We start from the raw sequence: 22814 nt of genomic DNA, 5'->3' as shown, positions 1-22814 counted from the left end.
GCGGGGCTAGCCGTGCGAGCGCGCACGCCTCGAGGCTTGCTTCGCGCCTGCCGCGACCTTCGCCTTCAGTACCGCGACCGGCAGATTGGCGAACAGCGCTGAAAGCTGAATCCTGTTTTCGCCACCCGGGAGCGCGTATCCAGCCACGTCGATCTCGCCTTCGAAGGCCTCGGGACGCGGCCAGCTCCGTCCGCCCTGGGTAAACGGCGCAAATGATTTCGCCACCACGACGATGACCGCCGCGCGGCCATGGCGCCGCGCGAAGGCCATGACGTGGTCGCGGTGCGGGCCGTTGACGGCGAGCGGCTGGTAGTTGCCGCTGGTGAAGACGTCGGGCAGCTCGTTGCGCAGCCGCAAGAGATGCCGCGTCCACGCGAATTTCAGGCGGCCGTCGCGCCAGCTCTGCGCCAGTGCGCCCCAATCCGGCATCTCCAGCGCCGCCAGCATTCCTGCGCGTTCGGCAAAATCAACCGGACGGCGGTTGTCGGGGTCGACAAGCGAAAGATCCCAGCCTTCGGTGCCCTGGTAGAAATCCGGCACGCCCGGCATGGTCGCCTTCAGCGTGATCTGGCTGAGCGAGTTCAGCGCCCCGATCAGCGAGGTCCGTTGCGCCAGTGTCTCCAGCGCTTCGAGAAATTCGGGCGAGGTGTTGCGATCGAGGATTCGCTCGATGAACGTCTTGACACCGGCCTCATAGGGTTCGTGCGGATTGAGCCAGCTGGTCTCCTGTTTGCCCTCGCGTGCGGCTTTCAGCGCATAGGCCTGGATGCGCGCAATGAGGGAGTCATCGTCCGGATCCCAGGCGCCGAGCAGGGTCTGATACAGCATGTATTCGAAAGTCGCCGATGGCGCACGCGTCTCGCCGTCGAGCACCAGATGCGGCGCGTTCAGGACCTTCCAGCGCGCCACCGCGCTGGTCCATTCGCCGGGGATTTCTGCAAGCGCCATGATCCGGGCACGGGCGTCCTCGCCGCGCTTGGTGTCGTGGGTCGCGGTCGAGGTCATGCCGTGCGGCCATTCGCTGATACGGGCCGTCATCATGGCGTGGAAGCGCTGGGGCGCGATCGCGCTTGCCGCGGGATCGCCGCCGACCTCGTTCAGCGCAAGCAAGCGGTGGTAGCGATAGAAGGTGGTGTCCTCCAGCGACTTTGCCATCATCGGCCCGGTGAATTGCTGCACCTTCAGCGCGAAGCGGCGGACCCGCGGCGCGCTGTGCGGGGGACGGCCGGGCTTCAGGAGGTCCATGGTCAGCGCATCGCGCAGGAAATCGAAAATGCCTTCGTCGGCGGCGAACCAGTCGGCGCGGGCGCGCGCGATGGTCTCGTCGATCAGCGCGCGGTCATGCGCGGCCGGGCCGGAGGCGGTGAGATAGGTGCGATAGACCGGAAAGTGCAGCACATAGAGCTCGAGCGCTTGCCGCAGGCTGTCCGCCGAGAAGTCGCGCGAGGAATAATGGCCGCTGGCGATGCGCGCCAAAAGCCGAGCCAGCACGGTGAATTCGCTCGTCAGCAAGGTCTCCAGCACGCGGCGCTTGGCCGCGCGCAGCACCGGCGTCAGGTTCGGCGACTGGTTGCTGATCTGGCGCCAGATCTCGCTGAGCGGCTCGAGGCCCTTGGCATCGACCAGCACCTGGCTGATCGTGTTCATCCATTCATAGCCGGTGGTGCCGTGGACGCCGCTGAATTTCGTCAGCTTCTCGTCCTCGCCGAGGATCTTCTCGATCACCATGTAGAACGGCTTGGCCTTGACGCCCTGTGCGGAGCGGATCAGGCGGCGCAGGCGATGGAAATACTGCGCGGGATCGCGCAGGCCGTCGATATGGTCGAGCCGTAGGCCCTGCAGCCGGTCCTCGGCGATCAGGCGCTTCACCAGGCTGTGGCTCGCCTCGAAGGTGGCGGCGTCCTCGACGCGGAGGCCGGCCAGCGTGTTGACGTCGAAGAAGCGGCGATAGTTGATGTCGCTGGAGGCGAGCCGCCAGTGGCCGAGCTTGTAGTGCTGCCGCTCCAGCAGGTGATGCAACGCCAGCGTCTGGGCAGGGCGGTCCTCGCCGGCGCTGTAAGCATCGAGCCCGCGCGCGATGATCTCGGCGCCGCCCTCGATCGCCTTGATCGCCGCCTTCAGTGCCGGGGCCTCGACGCGGTTGGGGTGACGCAGTCCGCGATACCGGGCGGCGAGTTCGAGCATCGCGCGTCCGGCCGGACTGTCTTCAGCGGCGGCCTCGCGCACGATGGTCCGCAGCACCTCGCCATAGCGCTCTGGCGCGATCGGCAGGCGGTGCTCGAAATACCAGGCGGAAAAACTGCCTTCGTTCGCGTCATAGCGCAGTTCGATCTCGCCGCGCTCCAGCGCCTGGCCATAGGACGAGCCGAGGATCGGCAGCAGCACACCGCCGCGGGCGCGATAGGGCAGCAGGTCCCAGTCGATGTCGAAGGAGGGCGCATGCGGCGACAGTGGTCCCCATTCCAGCACGTCGAGCCACCACGGATTGTCGGCAAAATGCACGCCGACATGGTTCGGCACGAAATCCAGGATCAGGCCGAGGTCGTTCTGCTTCAGCGCGTCGCTAAGCCGCGCAAAGCCTTCTTCGCCGCCGAGTTCCGGGTTGAATTTGGTGTGGTCGACGACATCGTAGCCGTGGGTCGAGCCCTTGCGCGCCTTCGTAAAGGGCGAGGCATAGAGATGGCTAATGCCGAGCGCCTTCAGATACGGCACGACGCCGGCGGCGGCATCGAAGTCGAAATCGGCGGTGAGTTGCAGACGGTATGTTGCGATCGGGATCGCCGAAGGCATTGTGCTATCCGATGTGCCAGCGCACCGCCCAGCCGGGGAGGTCGCTCGACAACGCGCCGCCCCAGATCGCAGTTCCCTCCGGCTCCGCTGCGCCGGCAATGGCGCGATCCGACAGATTGGCTGTCAGCCGCAGCGTGCGGCCGTCTCCCATCTGCCAATGGGCGGTCAAGAGGTCACCCGCCACGCTGGCATCGCCGAAACGGGCTCCTGCAAGGCGCGGCGTGATCTCGCGCCGGCGCACGGCGAGCAGGTCGCGCACCAGCGCCAGCCGCGCGCGGGCCGGATCGTGGCCGAGCGCCGCCCAGTCGAGCACAGCCGATCGCACCGTCTCCTCGGCGAGCGGGTCGGGAATGTCGTCGCCATATTTGGCATAGGCCCAGGCGAATTCCTTGCGCCGGCCGGTGCGGACGGCGTTTGCGAGATCACCCTTGAAATCGCAGAAGAACGGGAAGGGCGTCGTCGCGCCCCATTCCTCGCCCATGAACAGCATCGGCGTGGTCGGCGCGATCAGCGTCACCGCGAGCGCCGCCGCGACCGCTTCCGGTTTCGCAATGCTGACAAGGCGATCGCCGAGCGGCCGGTTGCCGATCTGGTCGTGGTTCTGCAGGAAGTTGATGAAGCAGGTCGGCGACAGCGCGCCGCTCGGCTCGCCGCGGGCCTTGCCGCCCCAGAACTCCGAGACTTCGCCCTGGTAGATGTAGCCGGACGACAGCGCGCGGGCAAGATCCTGCTTCGGCGCCCGGTAGTCGCCATAATAGCCCTGCGTTTCGCCGGTCAGCAGCACGTGCCAGGCGTGATGATAATCGTCGTTCCACTGTCCCCGGAATTTGCCGTGCGGCGGGTCTTCGGTGGCGTCGAGCAGGCTTGCGATGTTGTCGCCGTTCTCGAGCACGAGGTTGATCTGCCGACCGGTCTCCGCGGCGAGCTTGCCGGCGGCCTTGCTGAAATCGTGGATGACGAAGATTTCGCCGGCCTCGACGATGGTGTTGACCGCGTCGAAGCGCAGCCCGTCGAAGCGATAGTCGCGTAGCCAGCTCACCACGCTGCCGATCGCAAACGCGCGCACTTCTGACACGCGATAGTCGATCGCGTTGCCCCACGGCGTATGCGCGTCACTGAAGAAGGTGGGCGCATAGCGGCCGAGAAAATTCCCCTCGGGGCCGAAATGGTTGTAGACCACGTCGAGCATCACCATCAGCCCGCGCAGATGCGCTTCGTCGATCAGGGTCTTCAGATCCTCGGGCCGGCCGTAGGCGCTGTCGGGCGCATACCACAACACGCCGTCATAGCCCCAGTTGCGCTTGCCCGCGAAATCCGCCAGCGGCATCAGTTCGAGCGCGGTGATGCCGGTCGCAACCAGGTGATCGAGCTTGTCGATCATGGCCCGATAGGTGCCTTCCGGCGTGAAGGTGCCGACATGCGCTTCGAGAATGACGGCCTCGTGCCAGGGACGTCCGCGCCATTCCGTGGCGCGCCATTTGAAGGCTGAGTGATCGATCACCTCGCTCGGGCCGAACACGTCGTCCGGCTGGAATGCGGAAGCCGGATCCGGCACATCGACTTCGTCATCGACGCGGAATTTGTAACGCGTGCCGGCGCGCGCACCCGGGATTTCGGCGACATACCAGCCGGCGGCGTCACGCGTCAGCGCGTGCGCATCGCGGCTCCGCGTATCCGGCTTGTCGAGCAGCAGATCGACGCGCTTGGCCGCAGGCGCCCACAGCCGGAAGCGGGCGCCATCGGGTGTCAGCTCAGCGCCGAAATGCTGTGTGCTCATATGGAGCCCGCGAATGCCAGCACCGAGCGCGGCGGTGCCGTGGTGTCGGCGCCGGATGCGAATTGCTCGGCGGTTTGCTCCGCTTTGGCCGTGTTCAGGACCTGCTGCCAGGTCCTGTATTCAGTGATCCTCGGCATCCTGAACACGATCTCCTGCGGCGCGGCATTCAGCACGATAAAGATCGGCTCCTGCCCTTGTTCCATCGGACCCAGCACATAGGCCAGGAACCGGCTCTCCGGGAATTTCCAGTCCGATTCCTTCATCTCCTCCGCCGCGGGCGTCAGCCACAGCACGCCATAGCTGCCGTCGGTGCGGCGGCCGTCGAGCCAACGCTGGCAGCGGATCTGGCCGAAGCGCTGGCGCAGCGCGGTGAGATGGCCGATGAAATCGATGGCGTCGTCGTCGGTGCCGAGGTTCTCCCAGCCGATCCAGCCGGTCTCATTGTCCTGGCAATAGGCGTTGTTGTTGCCCCCTTGCGTGTTGGCGACTTCGTCGCCGGCGAGGATCAGCGGCGTGCCCTGTGCGAGCACCAGGCAGGCCAGCGCATTCTTCCGGAGCTGGCGGCGCAACGCGATGATGGCGGGATCGTCGGTCGGGCCTTCGTGGCCGCAATTGTTGCTGTGATTGTCGTTGGAGCCATCGCGATTGTCCTCGCCATTGGCCTCGTTGTGCTTCTCGTTGTAGCTGAAGAGGTCCGCGAGCGTGAAGCCGTCATGCACCGTGATGTGGTTGACGCTGGCGCGGGTCGCGCGGTTGTCGTGGTGAAACAAATCCGAGGAGGCGGTCATGCGGCCCGAGATGTCGCCGACCAAACTGCCTTCGCCGCTCCAGTAGCGCCGCATCGCGCTGCGATAGCGATCATTCCATTCCGACCATTGCGACGGAAACGCGCCGACCTGGTAGCCGCCGAGACCAAGATCCCAGGGTTCGGCGACCATCTTCACAGTCGCCAGCACCGGGTCCTGGCGGATCGCGGTAAGGAAGGGATGGTTGCGATCAAAGCCGTTCGGTCCGCGCGCCAGGGTCGTGGCGAGATCGAAGCGGAAGCCGTCGACATGGCAGACCTCGACCCAGTAGCGCAGCGAATCCATCACCATCTGCAGCACGCGCGGATGGGTGAGGTTGACCGAGCTGCCGCAGCCGGTGAAGTCGTCATAGAAGCGCGGGTTCTCGCGGTTCAGCCAGTAATAGGAGGCGTTGTCGATGCCGCGGAAGCACAGCGTCGGGCCCATATGGTTGCCCTCTGCGGTGTGGTTGTAGACGACGTCGAGCAGCACCTCGATGCCGGCATCGTGCAACCGCGCCACCGTGGTGCGGAACGAGTCCAGCGCATTGTCCTGGGCGTAGCGCGCCTCGGGCGCGAAGAACGCGATGGTGTTGTAGCCCCAGTAATTGGAAAGCTTCTTCTCGACCAGGACGCGGTCGTCGATCAGGCCGTGGATCGGCAACAGCTCGATGGTGGTGACGCCGAGCCGCTTGAGGTGATCGATCATCGCAGGCGACGACAGCCCGCCATAGGTGCCGCGCAAATTCGGCGGCACGTCCTCGCGCTTCTGCGTCAGGCCCTTGACGTGCGCCTCGTAGATGATGGTGTCTTCCCAGGGAATGTGCGGCCGGATCTCGCGGCGCCCCCAGTTGAAGGTCTCGTCGACCACGACCGCCTTCGGCATGCCGCGAGCATTGTCACGCCGGTCGAAGGAGAGATCCTCGCGCGCGCTGCCTGTGCGGTAGGCGAAATGCGCATCGTTCCACACCAGCCGGCCGGCGAGCCGCTTGGCATAGGGATCGAGCAGCAGCTTGTTGGCGTTGAAGCGGTGGCCGCGCTCTGGCGCATACGGCCCATAGACGCGATAGCCGTAGAGCTGGCCCGGCGAGACGTCGTTGAGGTAGCAATGCCAGACGTCCTCGGTGCGTTCCGGCAGCTCGATCCGCTCGAGCTCGCGGCGGCCCTGGCCGTCGAACAGGCACAGCTCCACCTTCTCCGCATTCGCCGAGAACAGCGCAAAATTGGTGCCTCTGCCGTCCCAGCTTGCACCAAGCCGCGCGGACGTTCCCCCGCTCAGTCGCATGAATCAGCTTTCCGGTACGAGGAAGATTGCAGCCAGCGGCGGAATGGTCAGGTTCAATTCCGGCGTGGCGCCCTCCGAGGCGCGCACCTCGCCGACATTGCCGACATTGGTGCCGCCGTAGTGCGAGGAATCCGAGTTGAGCACCTCGTGCCACTTGCCCGCGAACGGCACGCGGACGCGATAGTTGCGATAGACGTTGGGCGAGAAGTTTGCGACCACGAGGCAGCGTGCGCGCGCATCATTGCCCTTGCGGATCCAGGCAAACACATTGTTGCTGGCGTCGTCGGTGATGACCCATTCGAAGCCGGCCTGGTCGCAGTCGAGCTCATGCAGTGCCGGCAGCGCACGATAGAGGCGATTGAGGTCGCGGATCAGGTTCTGAACGCCTCGGTGCTTCGGCTGGTCGAGCAGATGCCAATCGATCGAGTGATCGTGATTCCACTCGCGCTCCTGCCCGAATTCGCAGCCCATGAACATCAGCTTCTTGCCGGGGTGGCCGAACATGAAGCTGTAATAGGCACGCAGATTGGCAAAGCGCTGCCAGTCGTCGCCGGGCATGCGGCCGAGGATCGAACGCTTGCCGTGCACGACCTCGTCATGCGACAGCGGCAGGATGAAGTTCTCCGAGAAGGCGTAGTGCAGGCCGAACAGGATGTCGCCGTGATGGAATTTGCGGTGGATGGGATCCTTGCAGATGTATTTCAGCGTGTCGTGCATCCAGCCCATGTTCCACTTGTAGCCGAAGCCGAGCCCGCCATATTCGACGGGACGCGACACCTGCGGCCACGCGGTGGATTCCTCCGCCGCCGTCGTCGCCTGCGGAAAATGCGCGAACAGCTCGGTGTTGAAGCGGCGCAGGAAGTCGATCGCCTCGATGTTCTCCCGGCCGCCATATTTGTTCGGGATCCAGCCGCCGGCGGGACGGCTGTAGTCGAGGTAGAGCATGGAGGCGACGGCATCGACGCGCAGCCCGTCGATGCCGTAGCGCTCGAGCCAGAACAGCGCGTTCGACACTAGGAAATTGGTGACCTCGGTGCGCCCGTAATTGTAGATCAGCGTGCCCCAATCGAGATGGCGGCCCTGCAACGGGTTGGCGTGCTCGTAGAGCGCGGTGCCGTCGAAATGGCCGAGGCCGTGCGGATCGTCGGGGAAATGCCCGGGGACCCAGTCGAGCAGCACGGCGAGGCCTGCGGCATGGCAGGCGTCGATCAGCGCGGCGAAATCATCGGGTGAGCCGAAGCGGCTGGTCGGCGCGAACATGCCGGTCGGCTGGTAGCCCCAGGAGCCGTCGAACGGATGCTCTGATATCGGCAGGAATTCGATATGGGTAAAGCCCATGTCGCTGGCGTAAGCCGGAAGCTGCTCCGCCATCTCGCGGTAGGTCAGCCACTCGTTGCGGCCCTTGCGCCGCCACGACCCGAGATGGACCTCGTAGATCGACATCGGCGAGCTCAGCGCGTTGACGCGATCGGGCGCCGGGCGGGGGTGCGGGATCTTGCGCTCATCGATCACGATCGAGGCGGTCTTCGGACGCACCTCGGCGGCGAACGCCAAGGGATCGGACTTCAGCGGCAGATGCTGGCCGTTCCGCGCGACGATCTCGAACTTGTAGTGGTCGCCGACGCGCGCACGCGGGATGAACAGCTCCCAATAGCCCGGACCGCGCACCCGCATCGGATGACGCCGTCCGTCCCAGAAATTGAAGTCGCCGACCACGCTGACCCGCCGCGCATTCGGCGCCAGCACCACGAAGCCGATGCCGTCGACGCCGTCGAGCGTCATCGGATGCGCGCCGAGCGTGTCGTAGACGCGCTGATGGGTGCCCTCGCCGAGCAGGTAGAGATCGAAATCGCTCAGGATCGGCGGAAAGCGGTAGGCATCCTCGAGCTCGACGACGTTGTCGCCGAATCGGGCGCGGAGCTGGTAGCGCGTGGAGCCGTTCGGCAGGGGGCCTGCGAACAGGCCGGAATCATGGATTTTGGCCAGCGGTGCTGCCTTTCCATGCTCGCCGATCGCCTCGACATTGCTGGCATCAGGCAGGAACGCGCGCACCACGCTGCGATCGCCCTCGGTGTGCAGCCCGAGATAGTGGAAAGGATCGGAGTGGCGGCCCTCGATGATGGCATAGGCCTCGGCGGGCAATTTGGTCATGCAACCTCATGCGGCTGTTGGGCCAGGAGTCTCAACAGGCCAGTCAGTGGGACGCGGAGCCAATCCGGCCGGTTGGCCAGCTCATACTCGATCTCGTAGAAGGCTTTCTCAAGCAGGAAAAAGTTCAGCAGGCGATTGGCCGCCCTGGCATCAGTGGGCCATAGCCGTTGGCCCGCCATGGTCTCGCGATAGGCCGCCAGCAGCGTATCCGCGGCCTGGTCGCGCCATTCGGCCAAAGCGAGGCTCAGCCTGCCGCTCTCGTCGGGGGCGACCTTGAGCGCCCGCTCCAGCGCGGCGGTCGCCGCATAGTCGATCGAGCGGATCAGGCCGGCGACGTCGCGCGCCGGCGGCGCCTTGCGGCGGCGCTCGGCGATGGTCCGGCCGGGGCCGCCATCGAAATCGATGATGAAGACGTCGTCCTTGACGACCAGCAACTGGCCGAGATGCAGGTCGCCATGATGGCGGATGCTGAATCCATCGGTCTCGCGTGGCAGCAGCGCCTTGAGCCGTTCCGGCAGCATGTCGTGCTGGGCCTGCAACTGATCGGCCAGCAGACGGTCGGATTCTTTCAGCGAGCCACGCCGCTGCCTCAGCGTGTCGAACACGCGCTCGGCGCGCGCCATGATCTCGTCGCTCCAGCGCAGCAGGTCCTCGGGCCGGGTTGGCTCGGGCGCGAAGTCCGGCAAGTCACGGTTGCTGGCAAGCGCCAGATGCAGCTCCGCGAGACGCTTCCCACTGTGCGACATGTGGCGCAGATAGGCGGCATGGTCGCCGTTCTCCGCCGGGTCCTCGCTCACGGCGAGCAGGCGCTGCCTTTCGACCAGACGGTCGAGGTGCGCGGCGGCGACCGCCCAGAGCTCGCCCTGGTTGACAACCATCGCATGCAGCACGGCGATGGCGCTGCGCTTGTCGGCCTCGATCAGCTCGGCCGTGCCGAGCAGGGCAGGGCTGTTCGGAAAGCCGACCACTTCGGTGAGGAAGCGGCCCATCTCGATCTCCGGATTGATGCCGACCTCGAGCTTCCGGTAGATCTTGGTGACATATTCGTTGTCGACCAGCGCGGTCGAATGCGGCTGATCGTTCTCGAACACGCGGATCCGCTCCGGCTGCCGCACCGGCCGGTCGGAGAAGCGGCTGGTCGGCCGGAACTCGAGCTTCAGGCCTTGCTCGCCTTCGTCGACGGTGAGGTTTTCCCTGAGATTGCGCAGGAACAGGCCGGTGAAAATCTGGTCGGTGGCGACATCGAGCAGCGTGCCCTCGCGCGCGCCCTGACGTATCGCGGCAAAGGCACGCGGGTTGTAACGCTCGCGGTCGAAGCGCACCCACTCGATCTGCATCGGCAGCACATAGCGGCTGGTGTTGCCGCGCTGCGTGGTCTCGAAGAAGGCGAGCCACGGCCGGTTGTCGCCGATGTCGCAGAACGGGATCGCGGAGACCAGGATCGGCTGGATCGCACTTGCCGATCGCTCCGGGTACCAGCGCGTGCGGGCGAGATGGCCGGGCAGCACGTCGTGCTCGAACACGCTGCGGGTGCGCGCCAAAGACATCCAGGTCGAATTCAGCGGCACCACCAGCGTCTCGAACTCCGGCACCGCCCGCGGCGTCACCGGCTCGGACTTGTCGCGCTCCTGCAGCTGGAACCAGTAGAAGCCGTAGGGCGCGAGCGTGATCATGTAGGGCAGCTCGCCGATCGCCGGGAAGCGGGTGCGTCCAAGCATCTCGAGCGGGATGCGGTCCTTGAAGGCGGAGAGGTCGAGCTCGGTAGCCTGCGCCGAGCGCGACAGATTGGCGACGCACAGGATCGTTTCGCCCTGGTACTGGCGCACATAGGCGAGCACCGAGCGGTTCTCCGGGCGGATGAAGGTCATGGTGCCGCGCCCGAAGGCAAGCGTCGACTTGCGCACCGCGATCAGTCGCTTGGTCGCCGACAGCAGCGACGACAGGCTGCGCGACTGCGCCTCGACATTGACGGATTCGTAGCCGTAGACCGGGTCCATGATCATCGGCGCGTAGAGCCGCGCCGGATCGGCGCGCGAGAAACCGCCGTTGCGGTCCGGCGACCACTGCATCGGCGTCCGCACGCCGTTGCGGTCGCCGAGATAGATGTTGTCGCCCATGCCGATCTCGTCGCCGTAATAGATGATCGGCGTGCCCGGGAAGGACAGCAGCAGCGAGTTCATCAGCTCGATCTTGCGCCGGTCGTTGTCCATCAGCGGCGCAAGGCGGCGGCGGATGCCGACATTGATGCGGGCGCGCGGGTCGTTGGCGTAAGTCGACCACAGATAGTCGCGCTCGACATCGGTGACCATTTCCAGGGTCAGCTCGTCGTGATTGCGCAGGAACAGCGCCCACTGGGCCGCGGCCGGAATATCGGGCGTCTGCCGCAGGATGTCGGTGATCGGAAAACGGTCTTCCTGGGCGATCGCCATGTAGATGCGCGGCATCAGCGGGAAGTGATAGGCCATGTGGCATTCGTCGCCATGGCCGAAATATTCCTGCACGTCCTCCGGCCATTGATTGGCCTCGGCCAGCAGGATCTTGCCCTTGGCATAGGCGTCGAGCTCCTGGCGCAGCCGCTTGATGATGGCATGCGTCTCCGGCAGGTTCTCGTTGTTGGTGCCGTCGCGCTCGCACAGATAGGGAATGGCGTCGAGCCGGAAGCCGTCGACGCCGGTGTCGAGCCAGCGCTTCATCACCTGCACGATGGCGCGCACCACGCGCGGATTGTCGAAGTTCAAATCCGGCTGGTGCGAGAAGAAGCGGTGCCAGTAGAACTGGCCGGCTTCCGGATCCCAGGTCCAGTTCGACTTTTCCGTGTCCGTAAAAATGATCCGCGTATCGAGGTATTTCTGATCGGTATCGCTCCAGACGTACCAGCTTCGCGCGCTCGAATTCGGCGGGCTGCGGCGCGCGCGCTTGAACCACGCATGCTGGTCCGAGGTGTGGTTGACGACGAGCTCGGTGATGACGCGCAGGCCGCGCTTCTTGGCTTCCTGGATGAAGCGCTTGAAGTCCTTCATCGTCCCGAAATCGGGATTGATGTCGCCATAGTCGCCGATGTCGTAGCCGTCGTCGCGGCCGGGCGAGGGATAGAACGGCAGCAGCCACAGCGCGGTGACGCCGAGCTCCTGCAGGTAGCCGAGCTTCTCCGTCAGCCCCGTGAAATCGCCGATGCCGTCATTGTTGCTGTCGGCGAACGCCTTGACGTGCAGCTGGTAGATGATCGCGTCCTTGTACCACAGCTGGTCCGCGGTCTCGGTCGCGACCTTCTCCTGGGTATTGACGGAGGAGAATACGTTCATGTCGGCTCCTTCAGGCGACACAGCTCAACAGCAACGCGGGATCGCGCGCAGGATCGATGCGTAGACGGACGCCTCCCCATTCGAGCGCGTGGCGCTCGCCAGTGACGAGGTCTTCCACTTCCGTGACGGGGCGGCGAGCTTCGCCACGGCCGACCATGACGTCGCCGAGCGGAAGCCAGACCTCACGCGGCTCTGGCGACAACGCAATCGCGGCCGCGATCACATTGCTCTGGTCGGTCGCCTGCTTGACGAAGCCGATCACGCCGCCGTCATCGACATTGATAAAGCGCAGATCCGCGAATTGTTGCAAGGCCGGATTGGCACGCCTGATCCGATTGAGGGCGGCGATGTAGGGCTTGATGTTCCCCACCTGATCCCAATCGCGAACCCTGATCTCGTATTTCTCGGAGTTGAGATACTCCTCGCGGCCGGGGACCGCCGTGTGTTCGAGAAGCTCGAAGCCGCTGTAGATGCCGTAGCTGCTTGAGAGCGTCGCGGCCAGCGCGACACGCGACTTGAACATCCAGGATTCGCCGCTTTGCAGGTGGAAAGGCAGTATGTCTGGTGTGTTGACGAAGAAATTCGGCCGAAAGAAGTCACGCTCGGGGTAGCCGATCAACTCGCCGAGATATTGCTCGAGCTCGACGCGTTGCGTGCGCCAGGTGAAGTAGCTGTAGGACTGCGTGAAGCCGAGCTTGGCGAGACCCTTCATCAGTTTCGGACGCGCGAAGGCTTCCGCAAGGAAGAGCACATCCGCGTCGCGGTCCTGCACCTCGCGGATCAGCCATTCCCAGAATGCCAGCGGCTTGGTGTGCGGATTGTCGACCCGGAAGATCTTGACGCCCTGCTCGACCCAGAACAGCACGACGTCGCGCAGCGCGCGCCACAACGCGCCGGCGTCCTCGCAGCCGAAATCCGGATTGACGACATCGTCCCAGCGCTGCGGCGGATGTTCGGCCGTGCGCATCGATCCGTCCGGGCGCCGCTTGAACCATTCTGGATGCTCGGTCAACCAGGGATGATCGGGCGAGCATTGCACGGCAAAATCAAGCGCGACCTCGAGGCCATGCATCTCGCATGCCGCCACGAAAGCGCGGAAGTCATCGAGCGTACCGAGCTCCGGATGCACGGCGTCGTGGCCGCCCTCGGCTGCGCCGATCGCGTAGGGACTTCCGGGATCATTTGCTTGCGCAATGGCGGCATTGTTGCGGCCTTTGCGGTGTTGCTGCCCGATCGGATGGATCGGCGCCAGCAGCACGACGTCAAAGCCCGTCGCGGCGATGTCGGGAAGCCGCGCGGCGCAATCGTTGAAGGTCGCATGCGCGCCCGGCGTCGTGCCTGATGTCTTGCCTTGGCTGCGCGGAAACATCTGGTACCACGCGCAGCTGCGGGCCCGCGGCCGGTCCGCGGTCAGGGGGTAGAGCTGCGATCGCACCAGGTCGCGGCGAAACTGGCTGCCCGCCATCGCCTCCCGCAATTCCGGCGCCAGCAGCGCGCCGGGCTCGCCGGTCTGCAGAAAGATCTCGCACTGCCTGATGATGACAGCGGCTGCCGCAGGTCCCCCTGCCTGCGCCTGGGTCAGCATGCCCGCACCCTCGAGCGCGTCGAGCGTGTGGTCGCTGCCGTCGCGCTGCTTCTGCTCGAAGCGATGCCGCCAGCTGGCGAATTGGTCGGTCCAGGCTTCGATCGCGAACGAGTAGCGGCCGGGCCGCTCGGGCACGAAGGCGCCGCCCCAGCGGTCGTCGCTATGCGGCGTCATCGGGGCGACCTGCCACTCGCCGTCGCCCTCGCGCCGCCACACCAGTGCTGCTGATATCACGTCATGTCCGTCACGGTAGATGTCGGCCCACACCTCGACGGCTTCACCCGCGATGCGCTTGACCGGAAAGCGGCCGCCATCAACCGACGGATAGACATCGGTGATATGAAAAGTGCCGTGGGCGCTCTCGACAGGCCGGGCGGTTTTGTTCACGGTGATGCCGCCATTGAATAGGCAAATGAAGTCCCCGCGCCGGGAAGGAGGCGCGCCAGATCCATATAGAAAGCCGCTCGTCGGACAATGGTTCCCGGCGGGAACGCCTGATAGGGTAGAGCGTTGAACATCAACTATCCCTTTCCCGTATCTGTACAATTTAGCAACGATCCCAATACCGTTGCGAGCAAGTAGCGTGCCGAATGGACCTTTACGCCAAAGCCCAGACCCTGGGAATCCAGACCGAGTATATCGATGGTAGCGGTCACCGCCGTGTGACAACCCCCGAGGCGCTCACCGCGATCCTCGACGCGCTGCCGCCCCAGACGCCGCGGCGGATTGTCGCCGATCCCGTGGTCGTCAGGGTCGGTCATGGCGGGCGAACACAGCTCTCGGAGGCGGCCCAGCTACCGGTGCGATGGAAGATCATGAACGGCACCGGCGTCCTCGCGCAAGGCGAGACGCACGAGCGGAGTGTGACGTGGCCGTCCGGTCTGGGCGAAGGCGTGCACCGGTTGCAGCTATCGGATGCATCGGGCAGCGAGGAGCTGCCGCTCCTCGTGGCGCCGGAAGGCGCGTTCGGCGGCGAGTTCGATCGCTGCTGGGTGATCGCGGTCCAGCTCTACGGCGTGCGTTCATCGCGCAACTGGGGCATCGGCGACTTCACCGATCTCGAAGGCCTGCTCGCATTCGCCCGCCGGCTCGGTGCCGACGGCATCGGGCTCAATCCACTGCATGCGCTGTTCGACGACCGGCCCGGCGATTGCAGCCCATATTCGCCGAACAGCCGGCTGTTCCTCAACGCGCTCTACATCGACGTCGAGAAGATTCCCGAATTCCGCATCGATGCGGAGACGCAAGCCGCGCTGGCGCACCTGCGCTCCCACGACATGGTCGACTATGTCGGCGTCGCGGCGCTGAAATGGCGGGCGCTGCGGGCGGCCTTTGCCGCCTTCAAGGCCAACCCCGGCCTCGGCCGCTGGCAGGATTTTGAAGATTATCGCAAGGAGCACGGCGCGCTGCTGACGCGCTTCGCCTGCTTCGAGGTGATCAGGCACAAGCTCAACACGCCGTGGTGGGAATGGCCCGACGAATGGCGGCAGCCCAATGACGCGGCCTGCAGCAAGCTGCGCCGGGCGCGAGAGACGGCGGCTGAGGTCGAGTTCGTCGAATTCGTGCAATGGACCGCGGACCGCCAACTCGGCGCCTGCCAGACGCTCGCGCACAAGCTCGGCATGCGGGTCGGGCTTTATCTCGATGTCGCGGTCGGCGTGCAGTCGGACGGCTTCGACGCCTGGAACGAGCAGACCGCGATCTCGCGCCATCTCGGCGTCGGCGCGCCGCCGGACCCGCTCAACACCGCGGGTCAGGACTGGGGACTTGCCGGCTTCAACGCCGCGGGCCTCGAACAGCGTGCCTTCGAGCCGTTCAGGCAGATGCTGCGCGCCTCGATGCACCATGCCGGCGCGATCAGGCTCGACCATGCCTTCGGATTGAAGCGGCTTTACCTGGTGCCGCGCGGCTTCGGCCCGGCCAATGGCGCCTATGTGCTGATGCCGTTCGAGGCGCTGCTGGCGGCGACCGCGCAGGAGAGCACAGCCAACCGCTGCGTCGTGATCGGCGAGGACCTCGGCACCGTGCCCGAAGGCTTCCGCGAGCAGATGAACGGCTGGGGTATCTGGTCATATCTGGTGATGATGTTCGAGACGGACGACCATGGCGTTTTCCGCAATGCCGACTATTATCTGCCGAACGCGCTCGTCACCTTCAACACCCACGACCTCTCGACCTATGCCGGCTGGCGCTCGTTCAGCGATCTCAAGACCAAGCGCGCGCTCGGGATCGATCCCGGCGAGACCGACGAGGGGCGCTGGCACGCGCTCGGCCAGCTCGACGAGGTGCTGCGCCGGCACGACATCCACGCCCACGATTTCTATTCGGTGGCGAGCTTCCTGGCGCGGACGCGATCGCGGATGATGGCGGTGTTGATGGAGGATCTGCTCGGCATCGTCGATCAGCCGAACATCCCGGGCACCGTCTACGAGCATCCGAACTGGAAACGGCGGCTGCCGGTCTCGCTTGAGCATCTCGCGTCGGCGATCGATATCGACGCACTCAAGCGCGCAACCCGGGAACGGTCGCACGCCTGACAACGCGGAGCACTGTGCGTGGCTTCCCGGATCGAAGACTACGGACTGATCGGCGATTGCGAGACCGCGGCGCTGGTCGGCCGCGACGGCGCGATCGACTGGCTGTGCTGGCCGGCATTCGATTCCGACGCCTGCTTCGCGGCGCTGCTTGGTACGCCGAGGAACGGCCGTTGGCTGCTGGCGCCCGCCGGAGAGATCAGGCGGACCTCGCGCCACTATCGGGACGATACGCTGATCCTGGAGACACGGTTCGAGACCGAGGGCGGTGTGGTCGACCTGATCGACTTCATGCCGCCGCGCGGCAATGCCTCCGACGTGGTGCGTCTGGTTCGCGGTATCAGCGGCCGCGTCAGGATGCACATGGAGCTCGTGATCCGCTTCGGCTTCGGGGTCGATGTCCCCTGGGTGAAGAAGAACCCCGACGGCGAGGGGCTGCTCGCAATCAGTGGCCAGGACATGACGGTACTGCGCACGCCGGTCGAAACCCGCGGCAAGGATCTGACCACGATCGCCGATTTCGAGGTCGGCGCGGGTGACACCGTGCCGTTCGTGCTGACCTACGGAGCGTCCTATCAGCCGGTGCCCCAGCCGATCGATCCCGAGGCGGCGCTGAAGGATACCGAAGACTACTGGAAGGAATGGTGCGGCCGCTCGACCTATGACGGCGGCGATCGACGCGGCCTCGTGATGCGCTCGCTGATCACGCTGAAGGCGCTGACCTTCAGGCCGACCGGCGGCATCGTCGCTGCGCCCACCACGTCATTGCCGGAAAAGCTCGGCGGCGCGCGCAACTGGGACTACCGGTTCTGCTGGCTGCGCGACGCCACCTTCTCGCTGCTTGCGCTGATGAATTCGGGCTACACCGAGGAGGCGGCGGCCTGGCACAATTGGCTGCTGCGGGCCGCGGCCGGCGCGCCGGCCAACATGCAGATCATGTACGGCATCCTGGGGCAGCGGCGCCTGCTGGAATGGGAGGCCGGATGGCTGTCCGGCTATGAAGGCGCGCAGCCGGTCCGCGTCGGCAACGCCGCGCATGCGCAACTGCAGCTCGACGTCTATGGCGAGCTGATCGACGCCTTCCACCAGTCCCGCATGGCCAAGCTGAAGCTCGACGAGGAGAACTGGTCGCTGGAGTGCACGGTCGTCAATCATCTCGCCGAAGTCTGGGACCAGCCGGATCACGGCATCTGGGAGCGCCGCGACCAGCCAAGACATTACGTGTTCTCCAAGGTGATGTGCTGGGTCGCCTTCGACCGCGCCATCAAGAGTGCGGAGCGCTTCGGCTTCAAGGCGCCGCTGGTGAAATGGCGGGTGCTGCGCGAGGCTATCCATCGCGATGTCTGCCAGCGGGGCTTCGATGCTGGCCTCAACAGCTTCGTCGAGAGCTATGGCTCACAACTACTCGACGCCAGCCTGCTGCTGCTGCCGTCGGTCGGCTTCCTGCCGCCAGCCGATCCGCGCATCCGCGGCACGATCGAGGCGGTCGAGCAGCACCTGATGCGCGACGGCTTCGTGCTGCGGCACGATCCGCGCGAGGTTTCCGATGAAATCCAGCCGATCGAGGGCGCGTTCCTGGCCTGCAGCCTGTGGCTCGCCGACGCCCATGTGCTGGCGGGCGATGTAGACAAGGCACAGACCATGTTCGACCGCGTGGCGGCGGTCGCCAACGATCTCGGGCTCCTGGCGGAGGAGTTCGACTCTGGCGCCGGCCGGCAGACCGGCAATTTCCCGCAGGCGCTGACCCATATCGCGCTGATCAACACCGCGCACAATCTCAGCGACGCCCGGGCTGCTGCCGAGAAGCCGGCGGTGCAGCGGTCGACCTGATCGTGGCTTTTGCTTTGCGCATGATCTTCTTAGAAAGCCGGCCTCCACTTTTCCGGATCATGCTTTAACGGCCCATCGTCAGCACCACATCCATCGCGCGTGCGAAACCGTCGTACTCGTTGGTTTCGGTGACATGCGTGGCGCGTGCCTTGACGTCATCGCTGGCGTTGCCCATCGCAAAGGAGACGCCGCTTCTTGCGAACATCGGCAGATCGTTCTGCATGTCACCGATCGTGGCGACATTCTCGAGCGCTACGCCGAGACGTTTCGCGATGCCCTCGACGAAGGTGCCCTTGTCGTGACCGGGCGGGGTGACGTCGAGATAGTAGGTCTGCGAGCGGACTGCCGTCGCATCATTGCCGACCATCTGCTGCATTTCCGCCTCGCAGCGTTGCAGCAGGGCGGCATCCGAACTTGCGCCGACGATCTTGCAGGCCTGGCCAAGATAGGGCGTGAAGTCGTCGACGATGGTCGGATCGTGCTTGATGGTGTGCTGCTCGTGGGCGGTGTACTCGCCGTCAGGATTTCGCGTCAGCCAGCGGTCGTTGGTGAACAGCCAGATGTCGACGCCATAGTTGCGCAACAGGTCGACGCAGCCTCTTGCCGTCGCCGCGGGGATCAAATGCTGCTCAAGCGGCTTCATTTGCGGATCGACGATCGAAGATCCGTTGAAGGCGCCGATCGGCTGCGTGATCGCGAGCGGCGCGACCAGAAAGCTCATCCCGATGGTCGGGCGGCTGGAGACGATGGTGAAGCCGATGCCGGCCTCATGCAGCCTGCGCACCGCCGTCCGGGCGCCGTCGGTCAGGGTCTTGTTCTTGGTGAGCAGCGTGCCGTCGACATCGGATACGACAAGGGCGATGCGGGTCATGGGCGATCCAGCTTCAGTTGACTGACAATGTCTTCGATGATGGCTTCCACGGTGCGGTCGATCGCGACCGTGATCGGGCGTTCGTCCGGCGTCGGCGGCTCCAGCGTACGGAATTGGCTGGCGAGGAGCCCCGGCGGCATGAAATGGTCCTTGCGCGCGGCGAGCCGCGCGGCGATCAGCTCCTGCGTGCCGTCGAGAAAGACGATGCGGATATCGTCGCGGCCATGCACCAGGATGTCGCGATAGGCGCGCTTCAGCGCCGAGCAGGCGATGACGGCACGTTCGCGGACGCCGCAGCTGCGGTCGATCGCATCGGCGATCGCGCGCAGCCAGGGCCAGCGGTCCTCGTCGGTGAGCGGCTGGCCGGAATGCATCTTCGCGACATTGCTTGGCGGGTGAAAACTGTCGCCGTCCTCGAAGCGCCAGCCGATCCTGGTCGCGAGGCGGTCGGCGATGGTGCTCTTGCCCGAGCCGGAGACGCCCATCACGACCAGTGCGCAGGGGTTTTGCCCGTCAGCCAAGAAAGTCACCCAGGAAAATCCTCCGGCAGCGCGGCCTGATCGATCAGCCAGACGGTCTCGCCCAGCGATCGCGCGCGGTTTGCCGGCAGGTTCTCGCCTGCGAACAGGCGCGTCAAGATCGCGCGCTTGCTTTCGCCGGCTACCTCAAACAGCATCTCACGGCAGGAGGCGAGGGCGGGCAAGGTCAGCGACACGCGCGGCACGAACGGCTCGACATTGGCCTTGGGCACGCCAACGACCCAGCGCCGGGTTTCCTCGACCGCCGGGTAGCCCGGAAACAGCGAGGCGGTGTGGCCATCGGGCCCGATGCCCATCAGCACCAGGTCGAACAGAGGCCGCGCCGGGTCGAGCTGCTCGGCGCCGTAGAACGCCATCAGCTCGTTCTCATACAGCGCCGCGCTGACGTCGGGATCCCTGAGGTCGGCAGTGTCGGTTGCGATCGGGTGCACATTGGCGGCAGGCGCACAGCGGTCGAGGAAGGCCTGACGTGCCATGCTCATATTGTGTAGCTTGTCTTTGCGCGGCACCAGACGTTCGTCGCCGATGAACCAGTCGACGCGGTCCCATGGAATCCTCTCACGATAGTCCGGCGTTGCCAGCAGCTGGTAGAGCGCCCTGGGGCTGGAGCCGCCGGTGAGGCATACCGCAATCCGGCCGCTGTTCTGGGCCAACCTCGCGATCACCCGTTCGGCGGCGGTCTGCGCCAGTGCCGCCGGATCGGCGACTGTGATGATCCTGCGCTGGCCGCTCGCGGTCATGATCAGCCGAGCTTCCGCCAGCTGCGGCCGTCGCGCGTCAGGAGCGCGTTGGCGGCCTCCGGGCCTTCGCTGCCGGCCTTGTAGGGTTGCAGGCCGCGTCCGCCGGCGCTCTTCCAGGCGTCGAGGAAGGGCTGCACTGCCTGCCATCCGGCCTCGACGCTGTCGGCACGCTGGAACAGCAGATTGTCGCCGATCATGCAGTCATAGATCAGCGTCTCGTAGCCGGTCGACGGCTCGGCCTTGAAGTAGTCCTTGTAGCGGAACTTCATCTCGACGCCGTCGATGTTGATGGTCGGGCCCGGCACCTTGGTGTTGAACTGCAGCTCGATGCCTTCGGTCGGCTCGGTCGAGATGACCAGGTAATTCTGCGACAGACGGTCGACCGCCGTATCGCGGAACATCGCGAACGGCGCCTGCTTGAACTTGATCGCGATCTCGGTGCGCTTGCTGGTCAGCGCCTTGCCGGTGCGCAGGTAGAACGGCACGCCGGCCCAGCGCCAATTGTCGATGGTCAGTTTCAGCGCGGCATAGGTCTCGGTCGAGCTGCCGGGCTTGACGTCCGGTGTTTTGAGATAGTCCTCGATCTCGGTGTCGCCGATCCGGCCGGCGCGGTATTGGCCGCGCACCGAATTGGACAGCGCCTCCTGCTCGCTCTGGGTCTGGATCGCGCTCAGCACCTCGGCCTTCTCGGAGCGTACGGCGTGGGCATCGAAGCGCGCCGGCGGCTCCATCGTCACCAGCGACAGCAGCTGGAACAAATGGTTCGGCACCATGTCGCGCAGCGCGCCGGTGGCGTCGTAGAAGCTGCCGCGATGGCCGACGCCGAGCTTCTCGTCGACGGTGATCTGGATGTGGTCGATGTGGTTGCGATTCCAGATCGGCTCGAACATGCCGTTGGCGAAGCGCAGCACCAGGATGTTCTGGACGGTTTCCTTGCCGAGGTAATGGTCGATCCGGTAGATCTGGTGTTCGTCCATCAGCTTGAGCAGCGCTGCATTCAGCGCCCTTGCCGATGCCAGATCGGTGCCGAACGGCTTCTCGATGATCAGCCGCCGCCAGGCGCCGTTCTCCTCCAGCATGCCGGTGCGTCCGAGCTGCTCGCTGATCGGCAGGAAGGCGCTCGGTGGGGTCGCGAGATAGAACAGCCGGTTGCCGCCGGTGCCGCGCGCCGTCTCGAGCTTGTCGAGCCGTTCGTTCATGGCATCGAACGACGCGGGATCGCGCGGATCGGCCTCGACCGAGGTGACACATTCGAACAGCCGCTTCGCGATCGCCTCGTCCACCGGGCGGGTGGCGAATTTGCGAAGCCCCTGCATCAGGCTGTCGGTCAGCTGCTCGCTCGACATCCCCTTGCGGACAATGCCGACGACACAGAATTTGTCCGGCAACAGATTGCCTGCGGCGAGATTGTAGAGCGCCGGGACGACCAGCCGGTGCGTCAGATCGCCGGTGGCGCCGAAGATGATGAAGGAGCAGGGATCGGGTTTCTTCTGCACGTGACCTTCCGCGGTTATGTTCCAGAGCCCCCGTTCCGATTGAATCGGAACGGGGCTCCAGATCCTGGTTTTGACGCGTTTTCTTCACGCGAACCGGTGCCCATCCCGCATCAAGTGCGGGACAGGCTTCGCTCGAAAACGCTCTAAGCCTTCTTCGGCGGCTCCTTGTGACCGCCGAAACCTGCGCGCATCGCCGAGAGGATCTTCTCCGCGAAGGTGTGGTCCTTGCGCGAGCGGAAGCGGGTGTAGAGCGCAGCCGTCAGCACCTCGGCCGGCACCGCCTCATCGACCGCGGCATTGACGGTCCAGCGGCCTTCGCCGGAATCCTCGACAAAGCCGGAATAATTGTCGAGCGTATGGTTCTGCGCCAGCGCCGAGGCGGTGAGGTCGAGCAGCCAGGACGGGATCACGCTGCCGCGCCGCCAGACTTCCGCGATGTCGGCGATGTCGAGATCGAACCGATGCTCCGGCGGCAACGCCTCGATACTGGCGTTCTTCAGGATGTCGAAGCCTTCGGCATAGGCCTGCATCAGGCCGTACTCGATGCCGTTGTGGATCATCTTGACGAAATGCCCGGCGCCGACGGGACCGGCGTGGATGTAGCCCTGCTCGATCCTGGCATCGCGGCCCTCGCGGCCGGGGGTGCGTGGGATGTCGCCGATGCCGGGCGCCAGCGTCTTGAAGATCGGGTCGAGTCGATCGACCACTCCCTTGTCGCCGCCGATCATCATGCAATAGCCGCGCTCGATGCCCCAGATGCCGCCGCTGGTGCCGACATCGACATAGTGCAGCCCGCGCTCCCTGAGCGCCTTGCCGCGGCGGACGTCGTCCTGCCAGAAGGTGTTGCCGCCGTCGATGATGACGTCGCCGGGCTGCATCAGCTTTGCGAGCGCGTCGATGGTGGTTTCGGTGATCTTGCCGGCCGGCAGCATCACCCAGGCGGTGCGCGGCGGTTCCAGCTTGAGGACGAAATCCTCCAGCGACGAGGCGCCGGTGGCATTGTCCGCCACCAGCGCCGCGACCGCCTTGGGATCCTTGTCATAGACCACAGTGGTATGGCCCTGGGTTATCAGGCGGCGGACGATGTTGCCGCCCATCCGCCCGAGGCCGATCATGCCGAGTTGCATCCT

The 22814-nt window shown here is 65.3% G+C and carries 13 protein-coding genes; 2 read left to right on the top strand and 11 right to left on the bottom strand.

Annotated features, from left to right (window positions below):
- Positions 1 to 6: 6 nt before the first annotated feature.
- The 6 genes from treY to WDM24_RS31775 are packed head-to-tail and all read right to left on the bottom strand — an operon-like array spanning position 7 to position 14061.
- The gene (gene treY / locus WDM24_RS31800; RefSeq protein ID WP_338828574.1) at positions 7 to 2790 is read right to left on the bottom strand and encodes a malto-oligosyltrehalose synthase; all 2784 of its coding nucleotides are present in this window, start codon (positions 2788 to 2790) and stop codon (positions 7 to 9) included.
- Between the two features lie 4 nt (positions 2791 to 2794).
- Positions 2795 to 4567 (bottom strand): malto-oligosyltrehalose trehalohydrolase, encoded by a 1773-nt coding sequence (treZ, locus tag WDM24_RS31795; RefSeq protein WP_166304084.1) that lies wholly within the window; start codon positions 4565 to 4567, stop codon positions 2795 to 2797.
- A complete protein-coding gene (gene glgX / locus WDM24_RS31790) occupies positions 4564 to 6636 on the bottom strand; it encodes a glycogen debranching protein GlgX (RefSeq protein WP_166304085.1) in 2073 nt (690 codons plus the stop codon). Before glgX ends, treZ begins: the two co-directional genes overlap by 4 nt.
- A gap of 3 nt (positions 6637 to 6639) precedes the next feature.
- Positions 6640 to 8787 carry a 1,4-alpha-glucan branching protein GlgB gene (gene glgB / locus WDM24_RS31785; protein WP_338828573.1) on the bottom strand — a complete coding sequence of 716 codons (2148 nt, stop codon included), beginning with the start codon at positions 8785 to 8787 and terminating at the stop codon, positions 6640 to 6642.
- Positions 8784 to 12089 (bottom strand): maltose alpha-D-glucosyltransferase, encoded by a 3306-nt coding sequence (gene treS / locus WDM24_RS31780; protein ID WP_338828572.1) that lies wholly within the window; start codon positions 12087 to 12089, stop codon positions 8784 to 8786. The genes glgB and treS overlap by 4 nt, the downstream gene beginning before the upstream one ends.
- Before the next feature lie 10 nt (positions 12090 to 12099).
- Complete coding sequence (locus tag WDM24_RS31775; protein WP_338828571.1) at positions 12100 to 14061, bottom strand: alpha-1,4-glucan--maltose-1-phosphate maltosyltransferase; 1962 nt, start codon at positions 14059 to 14061, stop codon at positions 12100 to 12102.
- Positions 14062 to 14264: 203 nt separating this feature from the next.
- On the opposite strand from WDM24_RS31775, the gene malQ reads away from it, so the two are divergent.
- The gene (malQ, locus tag WDM24_RS31770) at positions 14265 to 16211 is read left to right on the top strand and encodes a 4-alpha-glucanotransferase (RefSeq protein WP_338828570.1); all 1947 of its coding nucleotides are present in this window, start codon (positions 14265 to 14267) and stop codon (positions 16209 to 16211) included.
- An 18-nt stretch (positions 16212 to 16229) separates the two neighbouring features.
- Positions 16230 to 18038: a glycoside hydrolase family 15 protein gene (locus tag WDM24_RS31765; protein WP_338828569.1), complete on the top strand. Its 1809-nt coding sequence runs from the start codon at positions 16230 to 16232 to the stop codon at positions 18036 to 18038.
- 64 nt (positions 18039 to 18102) lie between these two features.
- Here the strand turns inward: WDM24_RS31765 and WDM24_RS31760 are convergent, their stop codons facing one another.
- The 5 genes from WDM24_RS31760 to gnd form a co-directional block, all read right to left on the bottom strand.
- The gene (locus tag WDM24_RS31760; protein ID WP_338828568.1) at positions 18103 to 18909 is read right to left on the bottom strand and encodes an HAD family hydrolase; all 807 of its coding nucleotides are present in this window, start codon (positions 18907 to 18909) and stop codon (positions 18103 to 18105) included.
- A complete protein-coding gene (locus WDM24_RS31755) occupies positions 18906 to 19394 on the bottom strand; it encodes a gluconokinase (protein ID WP_414645779.1) in 489 nt (162 codons plus the stop codon). Before WDM24_RS31755 ends, WDM24_RS31760 begins: the two co-directional genes overlap by 4 nt.
- Positions 19395 to 19435: 41 nt before the next feature.
- A complete protein-coding gene (gene pgl, locus WDM24_RS31750; protein ID WP_338828567.1) occupies positions 19436 to 20188 on the bottom strand; it encodes a 6-phosphogluconolactonase in 753 nt (250 codons plus the stop codon).
- Between the two features lie 2 nt (positions 20189 to 20190).
- Positions 20191 to 21684 carry a glucose-6-phosphate dehydrogenase gene (gene zwf, locus WDM24_RS31745; RefSeq protein ID WP_338828566.1) on the bottom strand — a complete coding sequence of 498 codons (1494 nt, stop codon included), beginning with the start codon at positions 21682 to 21684 and terminating at the stop codon, positions 20191 to 20193.
- Positions 21685 to 21827: 143 nt separating this feature from the next.
- On the bottom strand, positions 21828 to 22811 hold the full coding sequence (gnd, locus tag WDM24_RS31740) for a phosphogluconate dehydrogenase (NAD(+)-dependent, decarboxylating) (RefSeq protein WP_338828565.1): 984 nt from the start codon (positions 22809 to 22811) through the stop codon (positions 21828 to 21830).
- Between the last annotated feature and the right edge of the window lie 3 nt (positions 22812 to 22814).

Origin of the sequence: Bradyrhizobium sp. 27S5 (genome assembly GCF_037217225.1) — a bacterium.
Lineage (GTDB): Bacteria > Pseudomonadota > Alphaproteobacteria > Rhizobiales > Xanthobacteraceae > Bradyrhizobium > Bradyrhizobium septentrionale.
The sequence above is the reverse complement of the archived record's forward strand: the minus strand, read 5'-3'. Positions and strand labels throughout refer to the sequence as shown.

Coding starts and splice junctions, on each gene's coding strand:
- treY (WP_338828574.1), bottom strand. CDS start 2,790: ATGCCTTCGGCGATCCCGATCGCAACATACCGTCTGCAACTCACCGCC.
- treZ (WP_166304084.1), bottom strand. CDS start 4,567: ATGAGCACACAGCATTTCGGCGCTGAGCTGACACCCGATGGCGCCCGC.
- glgX (WP_166304085.1), bottom strand. CDS start 6,636: ATGCGACTGAGCGGGGGAACGTCCGCGCGGCTTGGTGCAAGCTGGGAC.
- glgB (WP_338828573.1), bottom strand. CDS start 8,787: ATGACCAAATTGCCCGCCGAGGCCTATGCCATCATCGAGGGCCGCCAC.
- treS (WP_338828572.1), bottom strand. CDS start 12,089: ATGAACGTATTCTCCTCCGTCAATACCCAGGAGAAGGTCGCGACCGAG.
- malQ (WP_338828570.1), top strand. CDS start 14,265: ATGGACCTTTACGCCAAAGCCCAGACCCTGGGAATCCAGACCGAGTAT.
- WDM24_RS31760 (WP_338828568.1), bottom strand. CDS start 18,909: ATGACCCGCATCGCCCTTGTCGTATCCGATGTCGACGGCACGCTGCTC.
- WDM24_RS31755 (WP_414645779.1), bottom strand. CDS start 19,394: ATGGGCGTCTCCGGCTCGGGCAAGAGCACCATCGCCGACCGCCTCGCG.
- pgl (WP_338828567.1), bottom strand. CDS start 20,188: ATGACCGCGAGCGGCCAGCGCAGGATCATCACAGTCGCCGATCCGGCG.
- gnd (WP_338828565.1), bottom strand. CDS start 22,811: ATGCAACTCGGCATGATCGGCCTCGGGCGGATGGGCGGCAACATCGTC.